The organism is Clavibacter sp. VKM Ac-2872, assembly GCF_015351105.1.
Classification (GTDB): Bacteria; Actinomycetota; Actinomycetes; order Actinomycetales; family Microbacteriaceae; genus Clavibacter.
Genome location: NZ_JADKRR010000002.1, coordinates 1 through 18,823, shown reverse-complemented (window position 1 = coordinate 18,823; position 18,823 = coordinate 1). Strand labels below are relative to the sequence as shown.

The 18,823-nt window shown below is 71.8% G+C and carries 14 protein-coding genes; 11 read left to right on the top strand and 3 right to left on the bottom strand.

Going from position 1 to position 18,823, the window contains the following annotated elements:
- Window positions 1–3 precede the first annotated feature (3 nt).
- The 4 genes from ITJ40_RS10275 to guaA are packed head-to-tail and all read left to right on the top strand — an operon-like array spanning window position 4 to window position 4,654.
- Complete coding sequence (locus tag ITJ40_RS10275; protein WP_194667016.1) at window positions 4–1,533, top strand: cation:proton antiporter; 1,530 nt, start codon at window positions 4–6, stop codon at window positions 1,531–1,533.
- Window positions 1,533–2,522: an SURF1 family protein gene (locus ITJ40_RS10270; protein ID WP_194667015.1), complete on the top strand. Its 990-nt coding sequence runs from the start codon at window positions 1,533–1,535 to the stop codon at window positions 2,520–2,522. The genes ITJ40_RS10275 and ITJ40_RS10270 overlap by 1 nt, the downstream gene beginning before the upstream one ends.
- Window positions 2,523–2,531: 9 nt before the next feature.
- Window positions 2,532–3,077: a DUF3817 domain-containing protein gene (locus ITJ40_RS10265; RefSeq protein ID WP_194667014.1), complete on the top strand. Its 546-nt coding sequence runs from the start codon at window positions 2,532–2,534 to the stop codon at window positions 3,075–3,077.
- Window positions 3,074–4,654: a glutamine-hydrolyzing GMP synthase gene (guaA, locus tag ITJ40_RS10260; RefSeq protein WP_194667013.1), complete on the top strand. Its 1,581-nt coding sequence runs from the start codon at window positions 3,074–3,076 to the stop codon at window positions 4,652–4,654. The genes ITJ40_RS10265 and guaA overlap by 4 nt, the downstream gene beginning before the upstream one ends.
- Window positions 4,655–4,762: 108 nt before the next feature.
- Here the strand turns inward: guaA and ITJ40_RS10255 are convergent, their stop codons facing one another.
- A complete protein-coding gene (locus ITJ40_RS10255) occupies window positions 4,763–5,566 on the bottom strand; it encodes a Bax inhibitor-1/YccA family protein (protein WP_194667012.1) in 804 nt (267 codons plus the stop codon).
- A 132-nt stretch (window positions 5,567–5,698) separates the two neighbouring features.
- Here ITJ40_RS10255 and ITJ40_RS10250 point away from each other — a divergent pair, with 132 nt between their 5' ends.
- Window positions 5,699–6,763: a glycerophosphodiester phosphodiesterase family protein gene (locus ITJ40_RS10250; RefSeq protein ID WP_194667011.1), complete on the top strand. Its 1,065-nt coding sequence runs from the start codon at window positions 5,699–5,701 to the stop codon at window positions 6,761–6,763.
- Window positions 6,764–6,862: 99 nt separating this feature from the next.
- On the top strand, window positions 6,863–9,313 hold the full coding sequence (locus ITJ40_RS10245) for an ATP-dependent helicase (RefSeq protein WP_194667010.1): 2,451 nt from the start codon (window positions 6,863–6,865) through the stop codon (window positions 9,311–9,313).
- On the opposite strand, the gene ITJ40_RS10240 is transcribed toward ITJ40_RS10245, so the two are convergent.
- A complete protein-coding gene (locus tag ITJ40_RS10240) occupies window positions 9,285–11,171 on the bottom strand; it encodes a thioester domain-containing protein (protein WP_370532033.1) in 1,887 nt (628 codons plus the stop codon). The two genes, ITJ40_RS10245 and ITJ40_RS10240, sit on opposite strands and share 29 nt — an antisense overlap.
- A gap of 210 nt (window positions 11,172–11,381) precedes the next feature.
- Window positions 11,382–12,203: an oxygenase MpaB family protein gene (locus ITJ40_RS10235; protein ID WP_194667008.1), complete on the bottom strand. Its 822-nt coding sequence runs from the start codon at window positions 12,201–12,203 to the stop codon at window positions 11,382–11,384.
- Window positions 12,204–12,451: 248 nt separating this feature from the next.
- Between ITJ40_RS10235 and sucC the strand changes: the two genes are divergently transcribed.
- The 5 genes from sucC (at window position 12,452) to purH (ending at window position 18,196) form a co-directional block, all read left to right on the top strand.
- Complete coding sequence (gene sucC / locus ITJ40_RS10230) at window positions 12,452–13,615, top strand: ADP-forming succinate--CoA ligase subunit beta (protein WP_194667007.1); 1,164 nt, start codon at window positions 12,452–12,454, stop codon at window positions 13,613–13,615.
- Between the two features lie 27 nt (window positions 13,616–13,642).
- The gene (sucD, locus tag ITJ40_RS10225) at window positions 13,643–14,530 is read left to right on the top strand and encodes a succinate--CoA ligase subunit alpha (RefSeq protein ID WP_160447835.1); all 888 of its coding nucleotides are present in this window, start codon (window positions 13,643–13,645) and stop codon (window positions 14,528–14,530) included.
- Between the two features lie 160 nt (window positions 14,531–14,690).
- Window positions 14,691–15,971 (top strand): DUF6350 family protein, encoded by a 1,281-nt coding sequence (locus ITJ40_RS10220; protein WP_194667006.1) that lies wholly within the window; start codon window positions 14,691–14,693, stop codon window positions 15,969–15,971.
- Window positions 15,972–15,980: 9 nt separating this feature from the next.
- Entirely contained in the window at window positions 15,981–16,574 is a 594-nt protein-coding gene (purN, locus tag ITJ40_RS10215) for a phosphoribosylglycinamide formyltransferase (protein WP_370532032.1), read from the top strand.
- The gene (purH, locus tag ITJ40_RS10210) at window positions 16,571–18,196 is read left to right on the top strand and encodes a bifunctional phosphoribosylaminoimidazolecarboxamide formyltransferase/IMP cyclohydrolase (protein ID WP_194667004.1); all 1,626 of its coding nucleotides are present in this window, start codon (window positions 16,571–16,573) and stop codon (window positions 18,194–18,196) included. The genes purN and purH overlap by 4 nt, the downstream gene beginning before the upstream one ends.
- Window positions 18,197–18,823 lie beyond the last annotated feature (627 nt).

Sequence of the window (18,823 nt, the reverse complement as noted above, 5' to 3'; positions counted from 1 at the left end):
CGGGTGCACCACGGCCACGACCTCATCGTCCTCGGCCTGCTGTTCGTCCTCGCCTACGCGTTCGGCCAGCTCGGCAAGCGCATCGGCCTGCCCGCGATCCCCATCTACATGCTCGTCGGGCTCCTCGCGAGCCCGAGCGTCGACTGGTTCCCGCTCGACTTCGCCTCGGGCGACATCGAGCTGATCGCCGTCTTCGGCCTCATCCTCCTGCTGTTCAACCTGGGACTGGAGTTCGACCAGGACGAGTTCTTCGGCAACGCAGGCAAGCTCATCATCTCGGGCGGCTCGTACGTGCTCATCAACATGGGCGTCGGGTTCGCGTTCGGCTTCGCCCTCGGCTGGGGCACACGCGAGGCGCTCATCATCGCGGGCATGACGGCGACGTCCTCGAGCGCCATCGTCACCAAGCTGCTCATCGAGCTGAACCGGCTGGCCAACGACGAGACGCCCATGATCCTGGGCGTCACCGTGGTCGAGGACATCTTCATCGCGGTCTACCTCGCCATCGTGTCCGTCGTGCTGAGCGGCGAGACCGAGCCCTGGGCGGTGGTGGGCCAGCTGGCGGTGTCGTTCGCCTTCCTCGTCGTGATGTTCACGGTCGCGCGCAAGGGAGGGGCGTTCCTGTCGCGCTTCATGCGCACGCGCGACGTCGAGCTGTTCACCGTCCTCTTCTTCGGCCTCGCGATCCTCTTCGGCGGCATCGGCGAGGTGCTCGGCGTCACGGACGCGATCGGCGCGTTCCTCATCGGGCTCGTGCTCGGCGCGACGCGGGTGCGCAACCGCATCGAGCAGATCGCCATCCCGTTGCGCGACGTCTTCGGCGCGTTCTTCTTCCTGAACTTCGGCCTGGCACTGGATCCGGGGGAGTTCCCCACCGTCGTCGTCCCGGTGCTCGGCGCCGTGCTCATGACGGTCGTGCTCAACATCATCGCCGGGCAGTTCGTCGCCTGGCTCAACGGGCACGGTGCGCAGGCCGGCATCAACACGGCGTTCATCCTGCAGAACCGCGGCGAGTTCGCGCTCATCCTCGCGACGCTGTCGCTGTCGGCGGGGCTCGACGAGCGGATCCAGCCGTTCGCGGGCCTCTACGTGCTGGTGATGGCGATCATGGGGCCGCTCCTCGCCGCGAACTCCGTGCGCATCGGCACGGCCGTGCTGCCCACGAAGTACCGCTCCGCCACGAAGCGCGCGGCCGAGAAGGCCGGGCGCGACGCGGAGCGGGCCGGCGCGCTCGCCCTGTTCGAGGCCGCCGAGCGCGGCGAGCAGGCGCGCGGCGACGCCTTCGACGACGGGCTCGCGGCGGCGGCACCCCGTCCGGGCGCCGCCGCGCGCGGCACCACGCCGGGCACCGGGCCCGAGGCCGAGGGCGGCGCCGGCTCCTCGCGCGGGTCGGACGACGCCGAGACCACCGACGACTCGTCCGGCGACGGCCCGCGGCCCGCACCCGACCGGCGCCGCGCCGAGCAGGCCGGCCAGCAGTCCGACCACGACACCTGGACCCCACCCACCCGCGAACGGGAACCCGACTACTGATGACGAACGCACCCGACCCCTGCTCCGACGCCGCACCGCGTCCCGACGCCGCGCCCACCGGATCCGGCCCGGGCGGACCCGACGCCACCGGCCCCACCATCGGCCAGGTCGCCCGCCGCCCCCGCTCGCTCGCGCTGCTCGCGCTCGCGCTCGTCATCGCGGCGGGCTTCGCCGCGCTCGGGCAGTGGCAGCTGGCGCGCGCGGTCGAGTCGGGCGTCGTCATCGAGCGCGACACCGAGACGGCGCTGCCGCTCGGCACGCTGGTCGCGCCGCAGGGCTACGTCACCGACACCTCCGCCGGGCACATGGTCACCGTGGCAGGCGCGTTCGTCCCCGGCGACTTCGTCGTCGTCTCCGACCGCCTCAACGCCGGCCGCACCGGCGCCTGGGTCGTCGGCCACCTGTCCATCACGGACGACGGCGCCGTGGCGGATCCGGCGCCCGACGCGCTTCCCGCCAGCGTCCCCGTCGCGCTCGGGTGGGCCGCGACCGACGAGGAGGCGGCGGCCGTCGCGGCGTCGTTCGACGCGGGCGACGGATCCCCGACGGGAGTCCAGGAGATCGTCGGCCGCTTCCTGCCGAGCGAGCAGCCCGAGCCTTCAGCCGAGGGCCAGGACCCCCAGCGCATGACCCGGCTCAGCACGGCGGCGCTCGTCAACCTCTGGCCGGGCGACGTGGGCGACGTCTACAACGGCTTCATCGTCGCGTCGGCGCCCGTAGCCGGCCTGACGGCCATCGACTCGCCGCCGCCGAGCGAGGCCGTGCAGCTCAACTGGCTCAACATCTTCTACGCGGCCGAGTGGGCCGTGTTCGCGATCTTCGCGATCGTCATCTGGTACCGCACCGTCCGCGACACCTGGACCCGCGAGCAGCCCGGCTACCGCGAGGACGACGACGATGACGAGGACGACGACCCGCTCCCCGCGGGCGCCTCCGACGCCGCCCTCGACGCTCCCCGGCGGGGGAGCCGCGCAGACGCCGACCGGTAGGATCCTCGCATGGCCTACGGACTCAAGCGCTCCGACGTCCCGCAGATCCGGAGGGTCCTCGGCTTCTACCGCGTCATGGCGTTCGTCACCGGCGCCTTCCTCCTCCTGCTCGTCGTGGAGATGGGCATCAAGTACCTGCCCGGCTTCCAGTTCGTCGACGGATCGCTGCAGTACCTCGCCGGCGCCGGCTACGAGCTCGAGCTGAACGGGCCGTCCGGCTTCCTCGCCCTGTCGCCCGCGGACACGCTCACGGGCACCAACCTGAGCCTCCTGATCCAGATCGTCCACGGCAACATCTACGTGGTCTACCTCATCAGCGACTTCCTGCTCTGGCAGAAGATGCGCTGGTCGTTCACCCGCTTCATCCTCATCGCCGCGGGCGGCGTCGTGCCGTTCCTCTCCTTCATCGTCGAAGCGCGCATCGCCCGTCAGGTGCGGGCGACCATCGCCGAGCTCGAGGCGCCGCGCCGCACGGCGCCGGCTGCCTCGGCGGGCGACGACGACGCGGATCCCCGCCCCATCGACCCGACCACCACCCCGGAGGCCACCACTTGAGCGTCGACAACCCCACGAACCAGCGCCCCGTCCTCGTCGTCGACTTCGGCGCCCAGTACGCGCAGCTGATCGCCCGCCGCGTCCGCGAGGCCAACGTCTACTCCGAGATCGTGCCGTCCACGATCACGGCCGAGGAGATCCGCGCGAAGGACCCGTCCGGCATCGTCCTCAGCGGCGGCCCGTCGAGCGTGTACGAGGAGGGCTCGCCCGGCCTCGACGAGGGGATCCTCGACCTCGGCGTCCCCGTGCTCGGCATCTGCTACGGATTCCAGGTCATGGCGCGCGCGCTCGGTGGCGAGGTCGCGCACACGGGTGCCCGCGAGTACGGATCCACCGCCGTCACGCTCACGCCCGGTAGCACGCTGCTCGACGGCCAGCCCGACGACCAGACCGTGTGGATGAGCCACGGCGACTCGGTGTCGAAGGCGCCGGAGGGCTTCGAGGTGCTCGCCTCGAGCGCGTCGACGCCCGTCGCCGCCTTCGCGAGCGACGAGCGCCGCCTCTACGGCGTGCAGTGGCACCCCGAGGTCAAGCACTCCGCGCACGGCCAGGCCGTGCTCGAGAACTTCCTGCACCGCGCCGCGGGCATCCCCGGCGACTGGAACAGCGGCAACGTCATCGCCGAGCAGGTCGAGCGGATCCGCGCCCAGGTCGGCGAGGCCCGCGTCATCTGCGCGCTGTCCGGCGGCGTCGACTCCGCGGTCGCGGCCGCCCTCGTGCACCGCGCCATCGGCGACCAGCTCACCTGCGTCTTCGTCGACCACGGCCTCCTCCGCCAGGACGAGCGCCGCCAGGTCGAGGAGGACTACGTGGCCGCCACGGGGGTCCGCCTCGTCACGGTGGACGTCGCGGACCAGTTCCTCGACGGCCTCGCGGGCGTCACGGATCCCGAGGCCAAGCGCAAGATCATCGGCCGCGAGTTCATCCGCACCTTCGAGAGCGCCGCCGAGGCGCTCGTCCTCGAGGCGAAGGCCGACGGCGAGCCCATCCGCTTCCTCGTGCAGGGCACGCTCTACCCGGACGTGGTGGAGTCGGGCGGCGGCACGGGCACCGCGAACATCAAGAGCCACCACAACGTCGGCGGCCTCCCGGAGGACCTCAAGTTCGAGCTCGTCGAGCCGCTCCGCACCCTCTTCAAGGACGAGGTCCGCGCCATCGGCCGTGAGCTGGGTCTTCCCGAGGTCATCGTGGGGCGCCAGCCGTTCCCCGGCCCCGGCCTCGGGATCCGCATCGTGGGCGAGGTCACGGCCGAGCGCCTCGAGCTGCTCCGCAAGGCCGACGCCATCGCGCGCGCCGAGCTCACCGCGGCCGGCCTCGACGGCGAGATCTGGCAGTGCCCGGTCGTGCTCCTCGCGGACGTCCGCTCGGTCGGCGTGCAGGGCGACGGCCGCACCTACGGCCACCCCATCGTGCTGCGCCCCGTCTCCAGCGAGGACGCCATGACCGCCGACTGGACGCGCCTGCCGTACGACGTGCTGGCGCGCATCTCGAACCGCATCACTAACGAGGTCGACGGCGTGAACCGCGTCGTGCTCGACGTCACGTCGAAGCCGCCGGGCACCATCGAGTGGGAGTGATCCTCACGCCGGCGCCCCGGCGCTGACACGACGAAGGCCGCTCCCCTCGGGGAGCGGCCTTCGTCGTTCTGCCGGTCCGCGGTGCTGTGCCAGGGACCTGCGGTGGTGCTAGTTGTTGCCGCGCAGGATCGCGAAGAGGCGCAGCAGCTCGACGTACAGCCACACGATGGTGACCACGAGGCCGAACGCCGCGGTCCAGCCGTACTTGCGGGGCGCGCCGGCGCGGACGCCGCGCTGGATGAAGTCGAAGTCCAGGACCAGCGAGTAAGCACCGAGCACGACGGCGAGCAGGCCGAGGACGACGCCGAGCGGGATGCCGAAGATCATGACGTCGCGCATGCCGTATGGGCTCTGGATGGCGCCGAACGCGATGAGGGCGAAGTTCACGAGCGAGAACGCCGCGTAGGAGATGATCGCGATCATGAAGATCTTGGTCGCCTTCGCGGAGGCCCGGATCTTGCCGCTGCGGAACAGGATCAGCACAGTCGCGAAGACCGCGGCCGTGCCGAGGAGGGCCTGGGTCGCGACACCGGGGGCGATGCCCTCGAAGACGCGCGAGATGCCGCCGACGAGCAGCCCCTCGAACGCCGCGTACGCGACGATCAGCGGGACGGACGGCTCCTTCTTGAAGGAGTTGACGAGGCCCAGCACGAGGCCGCCGATGGCGCCGAGCATGGCGAGGGGGAGGGCGAGCGGGCCCGAGAGCCACGCGACGGCGCCGAGGACGACGACGATCGCGAGCAGGCTGACCGTCTTGACGGTCGTGTCCTCGAAGGACATGCGGTCGGTCTCGAGCGGCGTCGCCGACGGGCGGTTGTAGAGCTCGTCGAGGCTCTCCGGGGTCACATCCCTCGTGGGCGTCGCACCCCGGCCGTTGAAGACCGGGTTGTTGGAGAACGTGGGGTTGGCCATGGTCCTTCTACTCTCAATGGTGGTTGAACGTGATCGACCACCAATTTAGCTGGCCAGGCTGGGAGACCACAGGCGCGAGCCGTGTATTTCCTCAGATGAGTACGAGCTCGTCGTCCACCCGGCGCCTGTAGCGTGCCCCGCGTGGATCACGCCCCTCGCCCCCGCCCCCGCCCCCTCGTCATCGCCCATCGCGGAGCCAGCGGCTACCGCCCCGAGCACTCCGCCGCCGCCGTGCGTCTCGGATTCGCGCAGGGCGCGGATGCCGTCGAACCCGACCTCGTCGCCTCCTCCGACGGCGTCCTCGTCATCCGGCACGAGAACGAGCTGTCCGGCACGACCGACGTCGCTCACCGCCCCGAATTCGCGGACCGCCGCAGCACGCGCGTCGTCGACGGCGTCGAGCGCACCGGCTGGTTCACGGAGGACATGACGTGGGCCGAGATCCGCACGCTGCGCTGCCGCGAGCGGATCCCCGCTGCCCGACCGGACAGCGCGTCCCACGACGACGAGGAGACCGTGCTCTCCCTGCCCGACCTGCTGCGGATCATCGACCAGGAGTCGGCACGCCACGGCCGCCCGCTCGGGATGGTCGCGGAGATCAAGCACGCCACGCACTTCGCCGCGCTCGGCATGCCGCTCGACGATCTGCTCGCCCGCGACCTCGAGGCGCACGGCTGGGCGTCGGACGCGTCGCGGCTCACCATCGAGTCGTTCGAGCGGACCGCGCTCCTGGGCGTCCGCGCGCGCGGCATCGAAGCTCGCCTCGTCTACCTCCTCGAGGGGCGCGGAGCGGCGATCGACGAGGTCGCGCGTCATGGAGAGTCCGCCGTGACCTTCGACGAGCAGCTGACCGAGGAGGGGCTCGCGGCGCTCGCGGCCGAGGTCGACGGCATCAGCGTGGGCCTCGAGCGCATCTGCCCCGCCGCGGGGTTCGGATCCGCAGGAGAGGCCGCGCCCGTGTCCGATCTGGTCGCTCGCGCGCACGACGCCGGCCTCTCGGTGTTCACCTGGACGCTGCGCCCCGAGAACGCCTTCCTGCCCCGGCCTCTCCGCGGTCCCGGTCCGAAGTCCGCGCACGGCGACTTCGGCACGCACTGGGGTCGGCTCCTCGACGCGGGCGTCGACGGGGTCTTCGCCGACCACCCGGATCTCGCGGTTCGGCTCGTGGCCGAGCGGGCGGAGGCCGCGGGGCGGTAGCGGGCGGCGCTCGGTCCGCTGGCCGGGGCAGGCGGAGCAGGCGGGGCAGCCCGCCCGCCCGGTCGCGCGTCGGGGGCAGCGCCTAGGATCGATGCCGACATGAGTGCCGACCCCGCCGCCCTTTCCCCCTCCAGCACGCCGATCATCCTCGACGGCCGGTCGGGTGCCGACACAGGGGCGGGCGGCGCGACGGATCCGCTGCTGGAGGGCCTCAATCCGGAGCAGCGGGAGGCCGTCGTCTACCGAGGTCCCGCCCTCCTCATCGTCGCGGGCGCCGGGTCCGGCAAGACACGCGTCCTCACCCACCGCATCGCGAGCCTCATCGAGTCCCGGGAGGCGTGGCCGAGCCAGATCCTCGCCATCACCTTCACGAACAAGGCCGCCGCCGAGATGCGGGAGCGGGTCGAGTCGCTGCTCGGTCAGGCATCCGAGGGCATGTGGATCTCGACCTTCCACTCCGCGTGCGTCCGCATCCTCCGACGCGAGGCGGAAGCGTTCGGCTTCACGCAGAACTTCACCATCTACGACTCCGCGGACAGCCGTGTGCTCATCAAGCGGATCATCAAGCAGCTCGACGCGGACACGCTCGGCTTCACCGTCTCGTCGGTGTCAGGCCGCATCTCGAAGCTGAAGAACGAGCTGTCCGACGCGGACACGTTCGCGCGCACGGCGAACTTCAACGACCCGGCCGAGGCCATGTTCGTGGAGATATTCCGTCAGTACACGCGCTCGCTCGCGGCCGCCAACGCCTTCGACTTCGACGACCTCATCGGCCAGACCGTCTACCTCTTCCGCGCGTTCCCCAAGGTGGCGGCGCTCTACCAGCGGCGCTTCCGGCACGTCCTGGTGGACGAGTACCAGGACACGAACCACGCCCAGTACTCGCTCATCCGCGAGCTGACGCGCCCGGTGGCACCGGAGGACGTGCCCGTCGACACGCGCATGTCCACGAACGGAATGGGCGGGATCGACGGGGCCTCGCTCACCGTTGTGGGCGACAGCGACCAGTCGATCTACGCATTCCGCGGTGCGGACATCCGCAACATCACGGAGTTCGAGCGCGACTTCCCGCAGTCGAAGGTCGTGCTCCTCGAGCAGAACTACCGGTCGACCCAGAACATCCTCACCGCCGCCAACGCCGTCATCTCGAACAACTTCGACCGCAAGGACAAGAAGCTGTGGACCTCCATCGGCGACGGCGACAAGATCATCGGCTTCACCGGGTACTCGGGGCATGACGAGGCGCAGTTCGTGGCGGACGAGATCCAGAAGCTGCACGAGGAGGGCACCGCCTACTCCGAGATCGCCGTCTTCTACCGCACCAACGCGCAGACGCGCGCGCTCGAGGAGATCCTCATCCGCTCGGCCGTGCCGTACCGGATCATGGGCGGCACGAAGTTCTACGAGCGGGCGGAGATCAAGGACGCGATGGCGTACCTCGTCGCCGTGGCGAACCCCGCGGACGTGCTGGCGCTCCGGCGCATCCTCAACACCCCGAAGCGGGGCATCGGGCCCGCCACGGAGACGGCCCTGGCCAACTTCGCCGAGTCGCATGGCGTGACCTTCCGCGAGGCCATGCGCCGCGCATCGGAGCTGGGGCTCGGACCCAAGGTGACGCAGGCCATCCTCACGCTCTCGCGCATGCTCGACGAGGTGGCGCTGCTGCTGGATCCCGATCGGCCGGAGGGACGAACGTCCGTGGGCGACCTGGTCACGACCCTCCTGGAGAGGAGCGGCCTCGTGCAGGCGCTGCGGGCGAGCAAGGACGCCCAGGACGAGGCCCGCGCCGAGAACGTCGAGGAGCTCGTCGCCGTCACCAAGGAGTTCTCGCGCAACAACCCCGAGGGCCAGCTGGTGGACTTCCTGACGGAGGTCTCGCTCGTCGCCGCGGCGGATGAGCTCGACGACTCGAGCGGCACCGTCTCCCTCATGACCCTGCACACGGCGAAGGGCCTGGAGTATGACTCCGTGTTCCTCACGGGCGTCGAGGAGGACCTGCTGCCGCACCGGATGTCGGCCAACGAGCCAGGTGGCCCGGCTGAGGAGCGTCGCCTCTTCTACGTCGGCATCACCCGGGCTCGTCGCCGCCTCTTCATCTCCCTGGCGATGACGCGGGCCCAGTTCGGCGAGGTCAACGTCGCGATGCCGAGCCGGTACCTGCAGGAGATCCCGGCCGAGCTGATCGACTGGAAGCAGTCGCCCGGCATGGCCACCTCGCGCGGTGGCACTCAACCGCGAGCCCTCAACGCCCGACGTGAGGGCGGCGGGTACGGCGGCCGCTCGCGGTCCTCGAGCGGCTTCGAGGATCCCGCCCTGCCGCCGCCCCCGCGCCCCAAGACGCAGTGGGCCAACACCGTCACCGGCCAGGTGCGCGACAACGGTGACCTGGAGCTCGCGTTCGGCGATCGCATCCGCCACACCGACTTCGGCGAGGGCCGCGTCACGGGCGTGACGGGGGAGGGCCGCAAGCGCATCGCCGAGGTGCAGTTCGACGGGCCGGCGGGCCGCAAGCGGCTGCTCATCAAGATCGCGCCCATCGAGAAGCTCTAGCCGGGGATCGGCGTCGTCCGGCACGACGCGCGCCGATGCCGGCGGCACCCAGCGCGCCGAGGAGCGAGGCGGCGCACGAGAGCTGCGGTGCGCCGATGCGTCGCGCCCCGCCGGAGCCCGGGACGTCGATGCCCGGAGCCCCGCCCGTCATGGCCAGCTGGGCATGCCCCTGCGCCGGATGCACCTCGCCCGGAGGCGGCGGACTGACGTGGAAGGTCTCGCCCGCGTGCGCCGTGTGATCGGCGAACGGCGCGATGGCGGCCCCGTCCGCGTCGCCGGCGGGACGGCCCGGGCTGTCGAGGACGGCGACGTACCACCCGGGCGCGAGCACGCGCATGCAGGGCGTCGTCACCTCGCCGTCGTCGGTGAGGGTGACGTCGGACGCGGGACCATCCGAGCCAGCGCCCTCGGGGACGGCCACCGTCTCCCCGTCGACGGGCGCGGTGGCGAACGGACCCATGAGGCGGACGTGCACGGGGACGGGGCCCACCCCGACGAACGACGTCGTGTGCAGCGTGTCGGTCTGGCATGCGCCCGTCGCGATCTCCGAGGCCCCGATGGTCGTCGTGACCCGCGGCGGCTGCGGGACCTGCGTCGTCTCGGTCGCCGCGCCGAAGGTCGAATGCCAGGGCAGCACCCGAGCGCGTCCGTCCGCGATGGCGGTGTCGTCGGGCGAGATGGACTCGACCCAGGTGTAGAAGCCGCCGGCCGGGAGCCGGCACGCGGGTGAGTCGTAGTCGCCCGGCCCGCGGTCGACGCGCGTGACGACCTCGCACACCTCCGGGGCGCTGGCCGGGACCTCGTCGCGCTCGGGCCCGACCTGCTCCGAGAACGGCCCGAGGAGCCTGCTCCGGACCGTGACCGGGACGGGCGCCAGGCGCCCGTCCGCTCCGCGGGTCAGCCCCCAGCCGTCGGATGTCGCCGGCTTCCCGTGGTCAGCGGATCCCGCCGGGTCGGCGGACACCCGGAGCGCGTCCGCCAGCTCGTCGCCGACCGCCGCCACGGCGCGCGACGTGCGCGTGACGACGCGTGGGGCGAAGGGGAGCGGGCTCGGTGCCTGCGCATCGGCCCGCGCCTCGGCGCGTGCGTCCGCAGGCCGGGCCAGGATCATCCGCTGCGACGCCCCGCCGTCGCCCACGGCGTCGAGGGCGTCGCCGAAGGGGAGCGACGAGAAGGCAGCGCTCGCCGTCACGTGCAGCACCGCGGACGAACCCGTCGCCCGGATCGGCACCGCGATGCCGTTCGTCACCTGCTCTGTCGTGCTCCCGTCGTCGAACACGGCGCCGTCGAGGGCGATGGTGCCCGACTGCGACCCTGCCGCCACGTCCGTCGGGCCGGTCGCGACGAGGTCGGCGCGCAGGTCGACGCGCACGGTCCCGCGTCCGTCGTCCCCGAGAGCCGCTGTCGCCGTGGCGGACACCGAGCGCGAGGCGCCCGACGTCGCCTCCGCCAGCATCTCGCGCGCACGGGACTCGACCGCCCCCGCGTGATCGCCGGCCCGGTCCGCGTACCAGGAGAGGTCGTGCCCGCCGAGGCCGGTGATGATCCAGGTCGCCAACTGCCCCGCCGCCGCGGTGTCGGCATCCGTGGATCCCGCCCAGCGCCTCGATATGTAGGCGAGGCGCGCCCGGTCGTCGGGAGTCGTGCCCGCGTCCTCGACGGGGGAGTAGTCGTGGCCGGGTGGCGCGGCGAGCCCGACGTCGATGCAGAAGCCGAGCCGCCCGTCGTCCATCCGGTACGAGCCCAGCCAACGGCCATCCCTCCCGGACGCGTAGCCGACTCCATGGGAGACCGCGCTCAGCGCCTGCGCGGGCGGAACGGCGCTCGCCGCGAGGCCGATCGCGAGTCCGGCGCCCACGAGCACCGACACGCTCCGGGCGGTCCGCGGCCGCCGCGGCGGACGGGCATGCCGGTGCCGGGTCGACGATGAGGAGGAGGAGCGAGCTGCCGATGGGTTCCGTGTCATGGCCGCACAGTGCGGGTCGATCGAGCCGTCCCCGCGCGCCGGGTGGCGACCAGGGGACGGGATCCACGGCTGCGCGCCTGTGCAGGAGCGGCCGACCGTCGGCTACCCGGCGTCGCGCCGCCGGTACCTGCGCGTGATGACCGTGCGCGGAGTCTCTCGGACGAGGCGCGGCAGCACCCGGTACACGACGAGGACGGGGGTGAGCAGGCGCGTGCAGCGGCGTTCGAGCCGCGCGTCCCACCGCATCCCGAAGCCGGCCCGGATCCGCGGTGGCAGGAGCCATGCCGTCACGAGCGCGACGAGGGGCATGGACACGCGGACCGCCTTCGGCGCTCCCTGCCCCTCCAGCAGCGTCCGCGCGATCCGACGCGCGTCCGCCGTCGGCTCGAGCGTCGCGATCCGCGCGTCCCAGTAGGCGCGGAACGCCGCCCGGTCCTCGGGCCACATCCCGTCCGGCACCTGCAGCGCCGTGCCGAGGACCGCGTACTGCCGGTGGATCCTGTCGGCGGCCTCCTCGTGCAGCGGGCCGAAGCAGAGCTCGAACATCGTGACGGCCGACTGGTAGACCGTCGCCGCCACCCAGAGCTGCAGCTCGGGGTCGTAGGCGGAGTAGGCCGGCGCCGAGCCGTCGGCCGCAGCGACCGTGGACCGGACGGGCGCATGTGCTCTGCCGACGATCCGCCGGGCGCGCGCGACCTCGTCGGGGGAGCCGAACACGACGGCGTAGATGTAGCCGAGCGTGCCCTCGAGCCGGTCCAGCGGACGCGTCGCGAAGTCGCTGTGCTCGGCCACGCCGCGCGCCACCGACGGGTCGGCGACCTGGAGCAGGATCGCCCGGGCGCCCGCTGCCAGGAGGATCCCCTCGCCCGCGACGTCGCGGATCGAGCCGCCGGACCGACGTGCGGGATGCGTCCACGGTCTCATCCGCCCAGTCTCCCCTCCCCAGCCCGCCGATCGCGCCCGGGCGCACGGTCGACGCGCACCAGGACCGGCCCACGTGCGACCCGATAGGCTCTCCACGGTCGCCGACGCGGCGGGCCGGCCCATCCAGGTGGGCGGCGGGCGCGTCGGCCAGCCGCAACACACCGGGTGCCGCCACCAGACGGTCGCGGCACCGCAGCCTCGAATGACGCACGTAACCGCCAGGCGCGGGTGCGGATGGGATGACACGCGTGGATCTTTTCGAATACCAGGCCAGGGACCTCTTCGAGTCCTACGGCGTCCCGGTCCTCCCGGGGATCGTCGCCGACACCGCCGAGGAGGTGCGCGCCGCGGCCGAGAAGCTGGGCGGCACCGTCGTCGTGAAGGCGCAGGTGAAGACCGGGGGCCGTGGCAAGGCCGGCGGCGTCAAGGTCGCCCAGAGCGCCGACGCCGCCCACGAGGCGGCCGAGGCCATCCTCGGGCTCGACATCAAGGGCCACACCGTGCACCGGGTGATGGTCGCGGCCGGCGCCCGCATCGCGCAGGAGTTCTACTTCTCGATCCTCCTCGACCGCGCCGAGCGCTCCTACCTGTGCCTCGCCAGCTACGAGGGCGGCATGGAGATCGAGGAGCTCGCGGTCACCCGGCCCGAGGCGCTCGCCCGCATCGAGATCGACCCGGTCGCCGGCATCGACGCCGCCAAGGCCGAGGAGATCGCCCGCGCGGCGTCGTTCCCCGAGGAGCTCATCGCCAAGGTGGCGCCCGTCTTCGAGCGCCTCTGGTGGGTCTACCGCGACGAGGACGCGACGCTGGTCGAGGTCAACCCGCTCGTCCTCACGGAGTCGGGTGACATCATCGCCCTCGACGGCAAGGTCACGCTCGACGAGAACGCCGGCTTCCGCCATGAGGGCCACGCGGCCCTCGAGGACGCGGCCGCCGCGGACCCGCTCGAGGCGAAGGCCAAGGAGTCCGACCTCAACTACGTCAAGCTCGACGGCCAGGTCGGCATCATCGGCAACGGCGCGGGCCTCGTCATGTCGACGCTCGACGTCGTCAGCTACGCCGGAGAGCAGCACGGCGGCGTGCGTCCGGCGAACTTCCTCGACATCGGCGGCGGAGCGTCGGCGGAGGTCATGGCCGCCGGCCTCGACGTCATCCTCGGCGACGAGCAGGTCACCAGCGTCTTCGTCAACGTCTTCGGCGGCATCACGTCCTGCGACGCGGTCGCGAACGGCATCGTCGGCGCGCTCGACAAGCTCGGCGACGCCGCCACCAAGCCGCTCGTCGTCCGCCTCGACGGCAACAACGTCGAGGAGGGCCGCCGCATCCTCGAGGAGCGCGCGCACCCCCTCGTCACCGTCGTCGGCACCATGGACGAGGCGGCCGACAAGGCCGCCGAGCTCGCCGCCGCGTAACTCCCGAGAGAGAACAGGAACACGAACATGTCGATTCTTCTCGACGAGAACAGCAGGATCATCGTCCAGGGCCTCACGGGCTCCGAGGGCACCAAGCACGCGGGCCGCATGCTCGCGTCCGGCAGCAAGGTCGTCGGCGGCGTCAACCCGCGGAAGGCCGGCAGCACGGTCACCATCGAGGGCGTCGAGCTCCCGATCTTCGGCTCGGTCGCCGAGGCCATGACGGAGACGGGCGCCGACGTGTCGGTCATCTTCGTCCCGCCGGCCTTCGCGAAGAGCGCCGTGGTGGAGGCGATCGACGCCGCCATCCCGCTCGCGGTCGTCATCACGGAGGGCATCCCCGTCAAGGACTCCGCCGAGTTCTGGTCGCACGCCAAGAGCACCGGCGGGAAGACGCGCATCGTCGGCCCGAACTGCCCCGGCATCATCAGCCCCGGCAAGTCGAACGCCGGCATCATCCCCGCCACCATCACCGAGGCCGGCCCCATCGGCCTCGTCTCCAAGTCGGGCACGCTCACGTACCAGATGATGTTCGAGCTGCGCGACCTCGGCATCTCGACCGCGATCGGCATCGGCGGCGACCCGATCATCGGCACCACGCACATCGACGCCCTCGAGGCGTTCGAGGCCGACCCGGAGACGCGCGCCATCGTCATGATCGGCGAGATCGGCGGCGACGCCGAGGAGCGCGCGGCCGAGTACATCAAGGCCCACGTCACCAAGCCGGTCGTCGCGTACGTCGCGGGCTTCACCGCTCCCGAGGGCAAGACCATGGGTCACGCCGGCGCCATCGTCTCCGGCGGCAGCGGCACGGCCCAGGGCAAGAAGGAGGCCCTCGAGGCCTCCGGCGTCAAGGTCGGCAAGACGCCGACCGAGACGGCCAACCTCCTCCGCGAGGTCTTCGCCGCCCTGTAGCGCCGACGCGCTCGCGAGCGCACGACGACGGCCCGCATCCCCGGTGGATGCGGGCCGTCGCCGTACCCGGGTCCTCCACATCCGGATCGGCCCACGGATGCCCCGGCGCGCCCGTCGCCGGACGGGTCGCGCATGGCCCGGCCGGTAGGGTCGTCGAGGCATGAACCGACACGCAACCGCCCTGTTCGCGGCACTCGAGGCGCTCCTGGTGGTGGGGGTCGGCGTCGCCCTGCCCCTCGTGCCGCTCACGGCGCTGTGGGCCGGCCAGTACGACCTGCAGATCGACTGGGGCGTCTTCGCGCGCACGGCGATCGACCTGTGGCTCCTCGGGCACGGCGTCCCGCTCACGGCGTCGCTGGATCCGGCGCTCGCCTCGTCCTTCGGGCTCCCGGGCGTGGACGCGCCGTTCGCGCTCACGCTCGCGCCGCTGGGCTTCGCGCTCCTCACGCTCCTCCTCGGGATCCGCGCCGGCCGCCGCATCGTCGAGACCGACCACCCCGGCGTCGGTGCGCTCTCCGCCGTGGCCACCACCGCCGTGCTGTCCCTCGGCCTCGCGCTCGCGGCACAGCACGAGGGCGTCTCCCCGGCCGTCGTGCGCGGTGCGATCCTGCCCACTCTGGTCCTCGCCCTCGGCCTCCTCGTCGGAGGAATTGCCCGCGCCGATCGAGCGCGGGCCGCTCGCTGGGGGGCGTCCCTGTCGTCCGGCCGAGCGGCCGGCGCCGTCCGAAGCGCTCGGGACGCGCTCGACCGCCTGCCGGACGGCGCGGCATCCGTCGCCGCCACGGCCGTCCGCGGGGGAGCGGCCGCGGCGTTCGGGGTCGTCGCGATCTCCGCTGTCGTCGTCGCCGTGCTGCTGGGCCTCCAGTACGCGACCGTCATCACCCTCTACGAGACCCTGCAGACCGGAATCGTCGGCGGCGTCGCCCTGACGCTGGCGCAGATCGCGCTCCTCCCGAACCTGGTGATCTTCACGGCGTCGTGGCTCGTCGGACCCGGCTTCGCGCTCGGCACCGGGTCGTCCATCTCGCCGCTCGGCACGACCGTCGGGCCCATCCCGTCGGTGCCCGTCCTCGGCATCCTGCCGCAGGGCGCGTTCGACCTCGGCTACCTGGGGATCCTCGTCCCGGTCGTCGTGGCCTTCGTCGCCGCGGTCGCCCTGTCGCCCCGCGTCGCCCGCATCCCGGAGCCCGAGGCGCGGCGCTGGCCCTGGTTCCTCGCCGCGGGCCTCGGAATGGGCGTGGTCGGCGCGGCGGTGCTCGCCCTGCTGGCGGTCATCTCCGGCGGAGCGGCGGGGCCGGGCCGCCTGGCCGACGTCGGCCCGGCGGCCGGGTGGATCCTCCTCGTCGGCTTCCTCGAGATCGGCGTCGCCGCGGTGGCGGGCATGTTCGTCTCGGGCCTGATGGCCCCCCTCGTCCGGCGCAGCCCGGAAGGACGCGGATAGGCTGTGCGCGTGCTCAACGTGGTCGTCCTCATCTCCGGCAGCGGGACCAACCTCCACGCCCTCCTCGAGGCGGCCGACCACGCGGACTACCCGGCTCGGGTGATCGCGGTCGGAGCCGATCGCGACGCCGACGGCCTCCGCTTCGCCGAGGAGCGCGGCATCCCCACCTTCACGGTCCCGTTCGCGAGCTTCCCGGATCGGGCGGCCTGGGGCGACGAGCTGGCCGCGGCCATCACAGGCTGGGAGCCCGACCTGGTGGTCCTCAGCGGGTTCATGCGCCTCCTCCCGCCGCGCGCCGTCGCGGCGTTCGCGCCCCGCATCGTCAACACGCACCCGGCGTACCTGCCGGAGTTCCCCGGAGCCCACGCCGTCCGGGACGCCATCGCCGCCGGGGCCACGAGCTCCGGGGCGTCCATCATCGTCGTCGACACCGGGGTCGACACCGGGCCGGTGCTCGCGCAGGAGCGCGTACCCGTGGAACCCGGCGACACCGAGCACACCCTGCACGAGCGCATCAAGGTCGTGGAGCGCAGGCTCCTCGTCGACACGGTGCGCGCGATCTCCCTCGGCACCATCGACCTCAAGGAGCTGTCCCCGGCATGAGCGGACCCCGTCACGACCCGTCCCTGTTCCGCGATCGAGACGCCATCGAGGTGGCGCGCGCCCTCGTCTCCGTCAGCGACAAGACGGGGCTGCTCGAGCTGGCCGCGGCGCTCGCGGAGGCCGGGGTCGAGATCGTCTCCACCGGGTCGACGGCCAGCACCATCGCAGACGCGGGCTTCCCTGTCACGCCGGTGCAGGACGTGACCGGGTTCCCGGAAGCGCTCGACGGACGCGTCAAGACCCTGCACCCCGCCGTGCACGCCGGCCTCCTCGCCGACCTGCGGCTCGAGTCGCACGAGGTGCAGCTGGCGGAGCTCGGCATCTCCCCGTTCCAGCTCGTGGTCGTGAACCTCTACCCGTTCGTGGAGACGGTCGCGTCGGGAGCCCCGGCGTCGGACGTGATCGAGCAGATCGACATCGGCGGCCCCGCCATGGTCCGGGCGTCCGCCAAGAACCACGCGAACGTGGCTGTCGTCGTGTCCCCGTCGAGCTACGACGAGGTGATCCAGGCCGTGCGGTCCGGGGGGACCACCCTCGCGCAGCGCCGTCGCCTCGCGGCCTCGGCCTTCGCGCACACGGCCGACTACGACCGGGCAGTCGCCGACTACTTCCGCTCGACCGTCGTCGGCACGGGATCCTCCGAGCGGGTCGACTCCACCTGGCCCGTGAGCTGGGACGTCGGGGGCGAACTCGCCCAGGTGCTCCGGTACGGCGAGAACTCCCACCAGGACGCGGCGCTCTACCGTCGACCGGACGGCGCCGGCATCGCGCAGGCGGTGCAGCTGCACGGCAAGGAGATGTCCTACAACAACTTCGTCGACGCGGACGCGGCGGTCCGCGCCGCCTACGACTTCGCGGAGCCGGCGGTCGCCATCATCAAGCACGCGAACCCGTGCGGCATCGCCGTCGCGGCTCCCCGAGCGGTCGACGCGATCGCCGCGGCGCATCGCAGCGCGCACGACTGCGACCCGGTCTCGGCCTTCGGGGGGGTGATCGCGGCGAACCGCATCGTCACGCTGGGGATGGCGGAGACGGTGAAGGAGATATTCACCGAGGTCCTCGTCGCGCCCGGGTTCGACGACGACGCGCTCACCCTCCTCAAGACCAAGAAGAACCTCCGCCTGCTGACGCTCCCCGAGGGGTACCACCGCGAGGCCCTCGAGGCCAGGCAGATCTCGGGGGGCTACCTCGTGCAGTCCGGCGATGCCTTCCCCACGGACGGCACGCGCCTCTCGGCGACGTGGACCCTGGCCACCGGGGATCCCGTGGACGAGCAGACCCTCGCGGATCTCGAGTTCGCGTGGAAGGCCTGCCGGGCCGTGAAGTCGAACGCGATCCTGTTGGCGCACCACGGCGCATCCGTGGGAGTGGGCATGGGCCAGGTCAACCGGGTGGACTCCTGCCAGCTCGCCGTCCAGCGCGCGGGTGACCGTGCGTCCGGATCGGTGGCCGCGTCCGACGCGTTCTTCCCGTTCGCCGACGGACTCCAGGTGCTGCTCGACGCGGGCGTCCGCGCGGTGGTCCAGCCCGGGGGCTCGGTGCGCGACGAGGAGGTAGTCGAGGCCGCCCGTGCCGCCGGCGTCGCCATGTACTTCACGGGAGAACGCCACTTCTTCCACTGATGCCCGCGGCGGCGGCCCCCTGGGGCCGCCGCTCCGTCGTCTCCGGGACACCTTCGCGACACGCCCGGGATGCGGGTTGTTTTGCGGGGGTGGGGTGGTCCGCGTAATGTCTCCTCTTGTCGCCGGAACGGGCGGGGAGCTGAGAAGCTTCCGGAGCTGTTCTGGTGGGTGATCCTGGTGAAACAGAAGTTGCCGTGGCCCTGAAGGGTTGCGTGTTTACCATCAACTGAGCTAGGGTCTGATTCTGCTTCCGACGTGAGTGCTGGGCTTTGTTGTCTGGATCACTCCCACGGGGAGCGGTGGAGTGTGAGCTCCGATGGCTGGCTGTGATGGTCGGTGTCGGGAGCGTCCGTTCCTTGAGAACTCAACAGCGTGCACAATGTCAAATGCCAAATACCCGTTGCGAGTGTCCTTCGGATGCTCGTTTCGGATTCCTTTGGAATACATTTAAACAAACAAGCAAGTCAGTAATGATTTGTTCTGTCGGTTTCAAACTTGCTGGTTCGTGTTCGATTCCCGTTCACGTCTGGCTTTAGATGTGCCGATCGCTTTCGGGTGGTCGTGCGTTTAAGCATTTATGGAGAGTTTGATCCTGGCTCAGGACGAACGCTGGCGGCGTGCTTAACA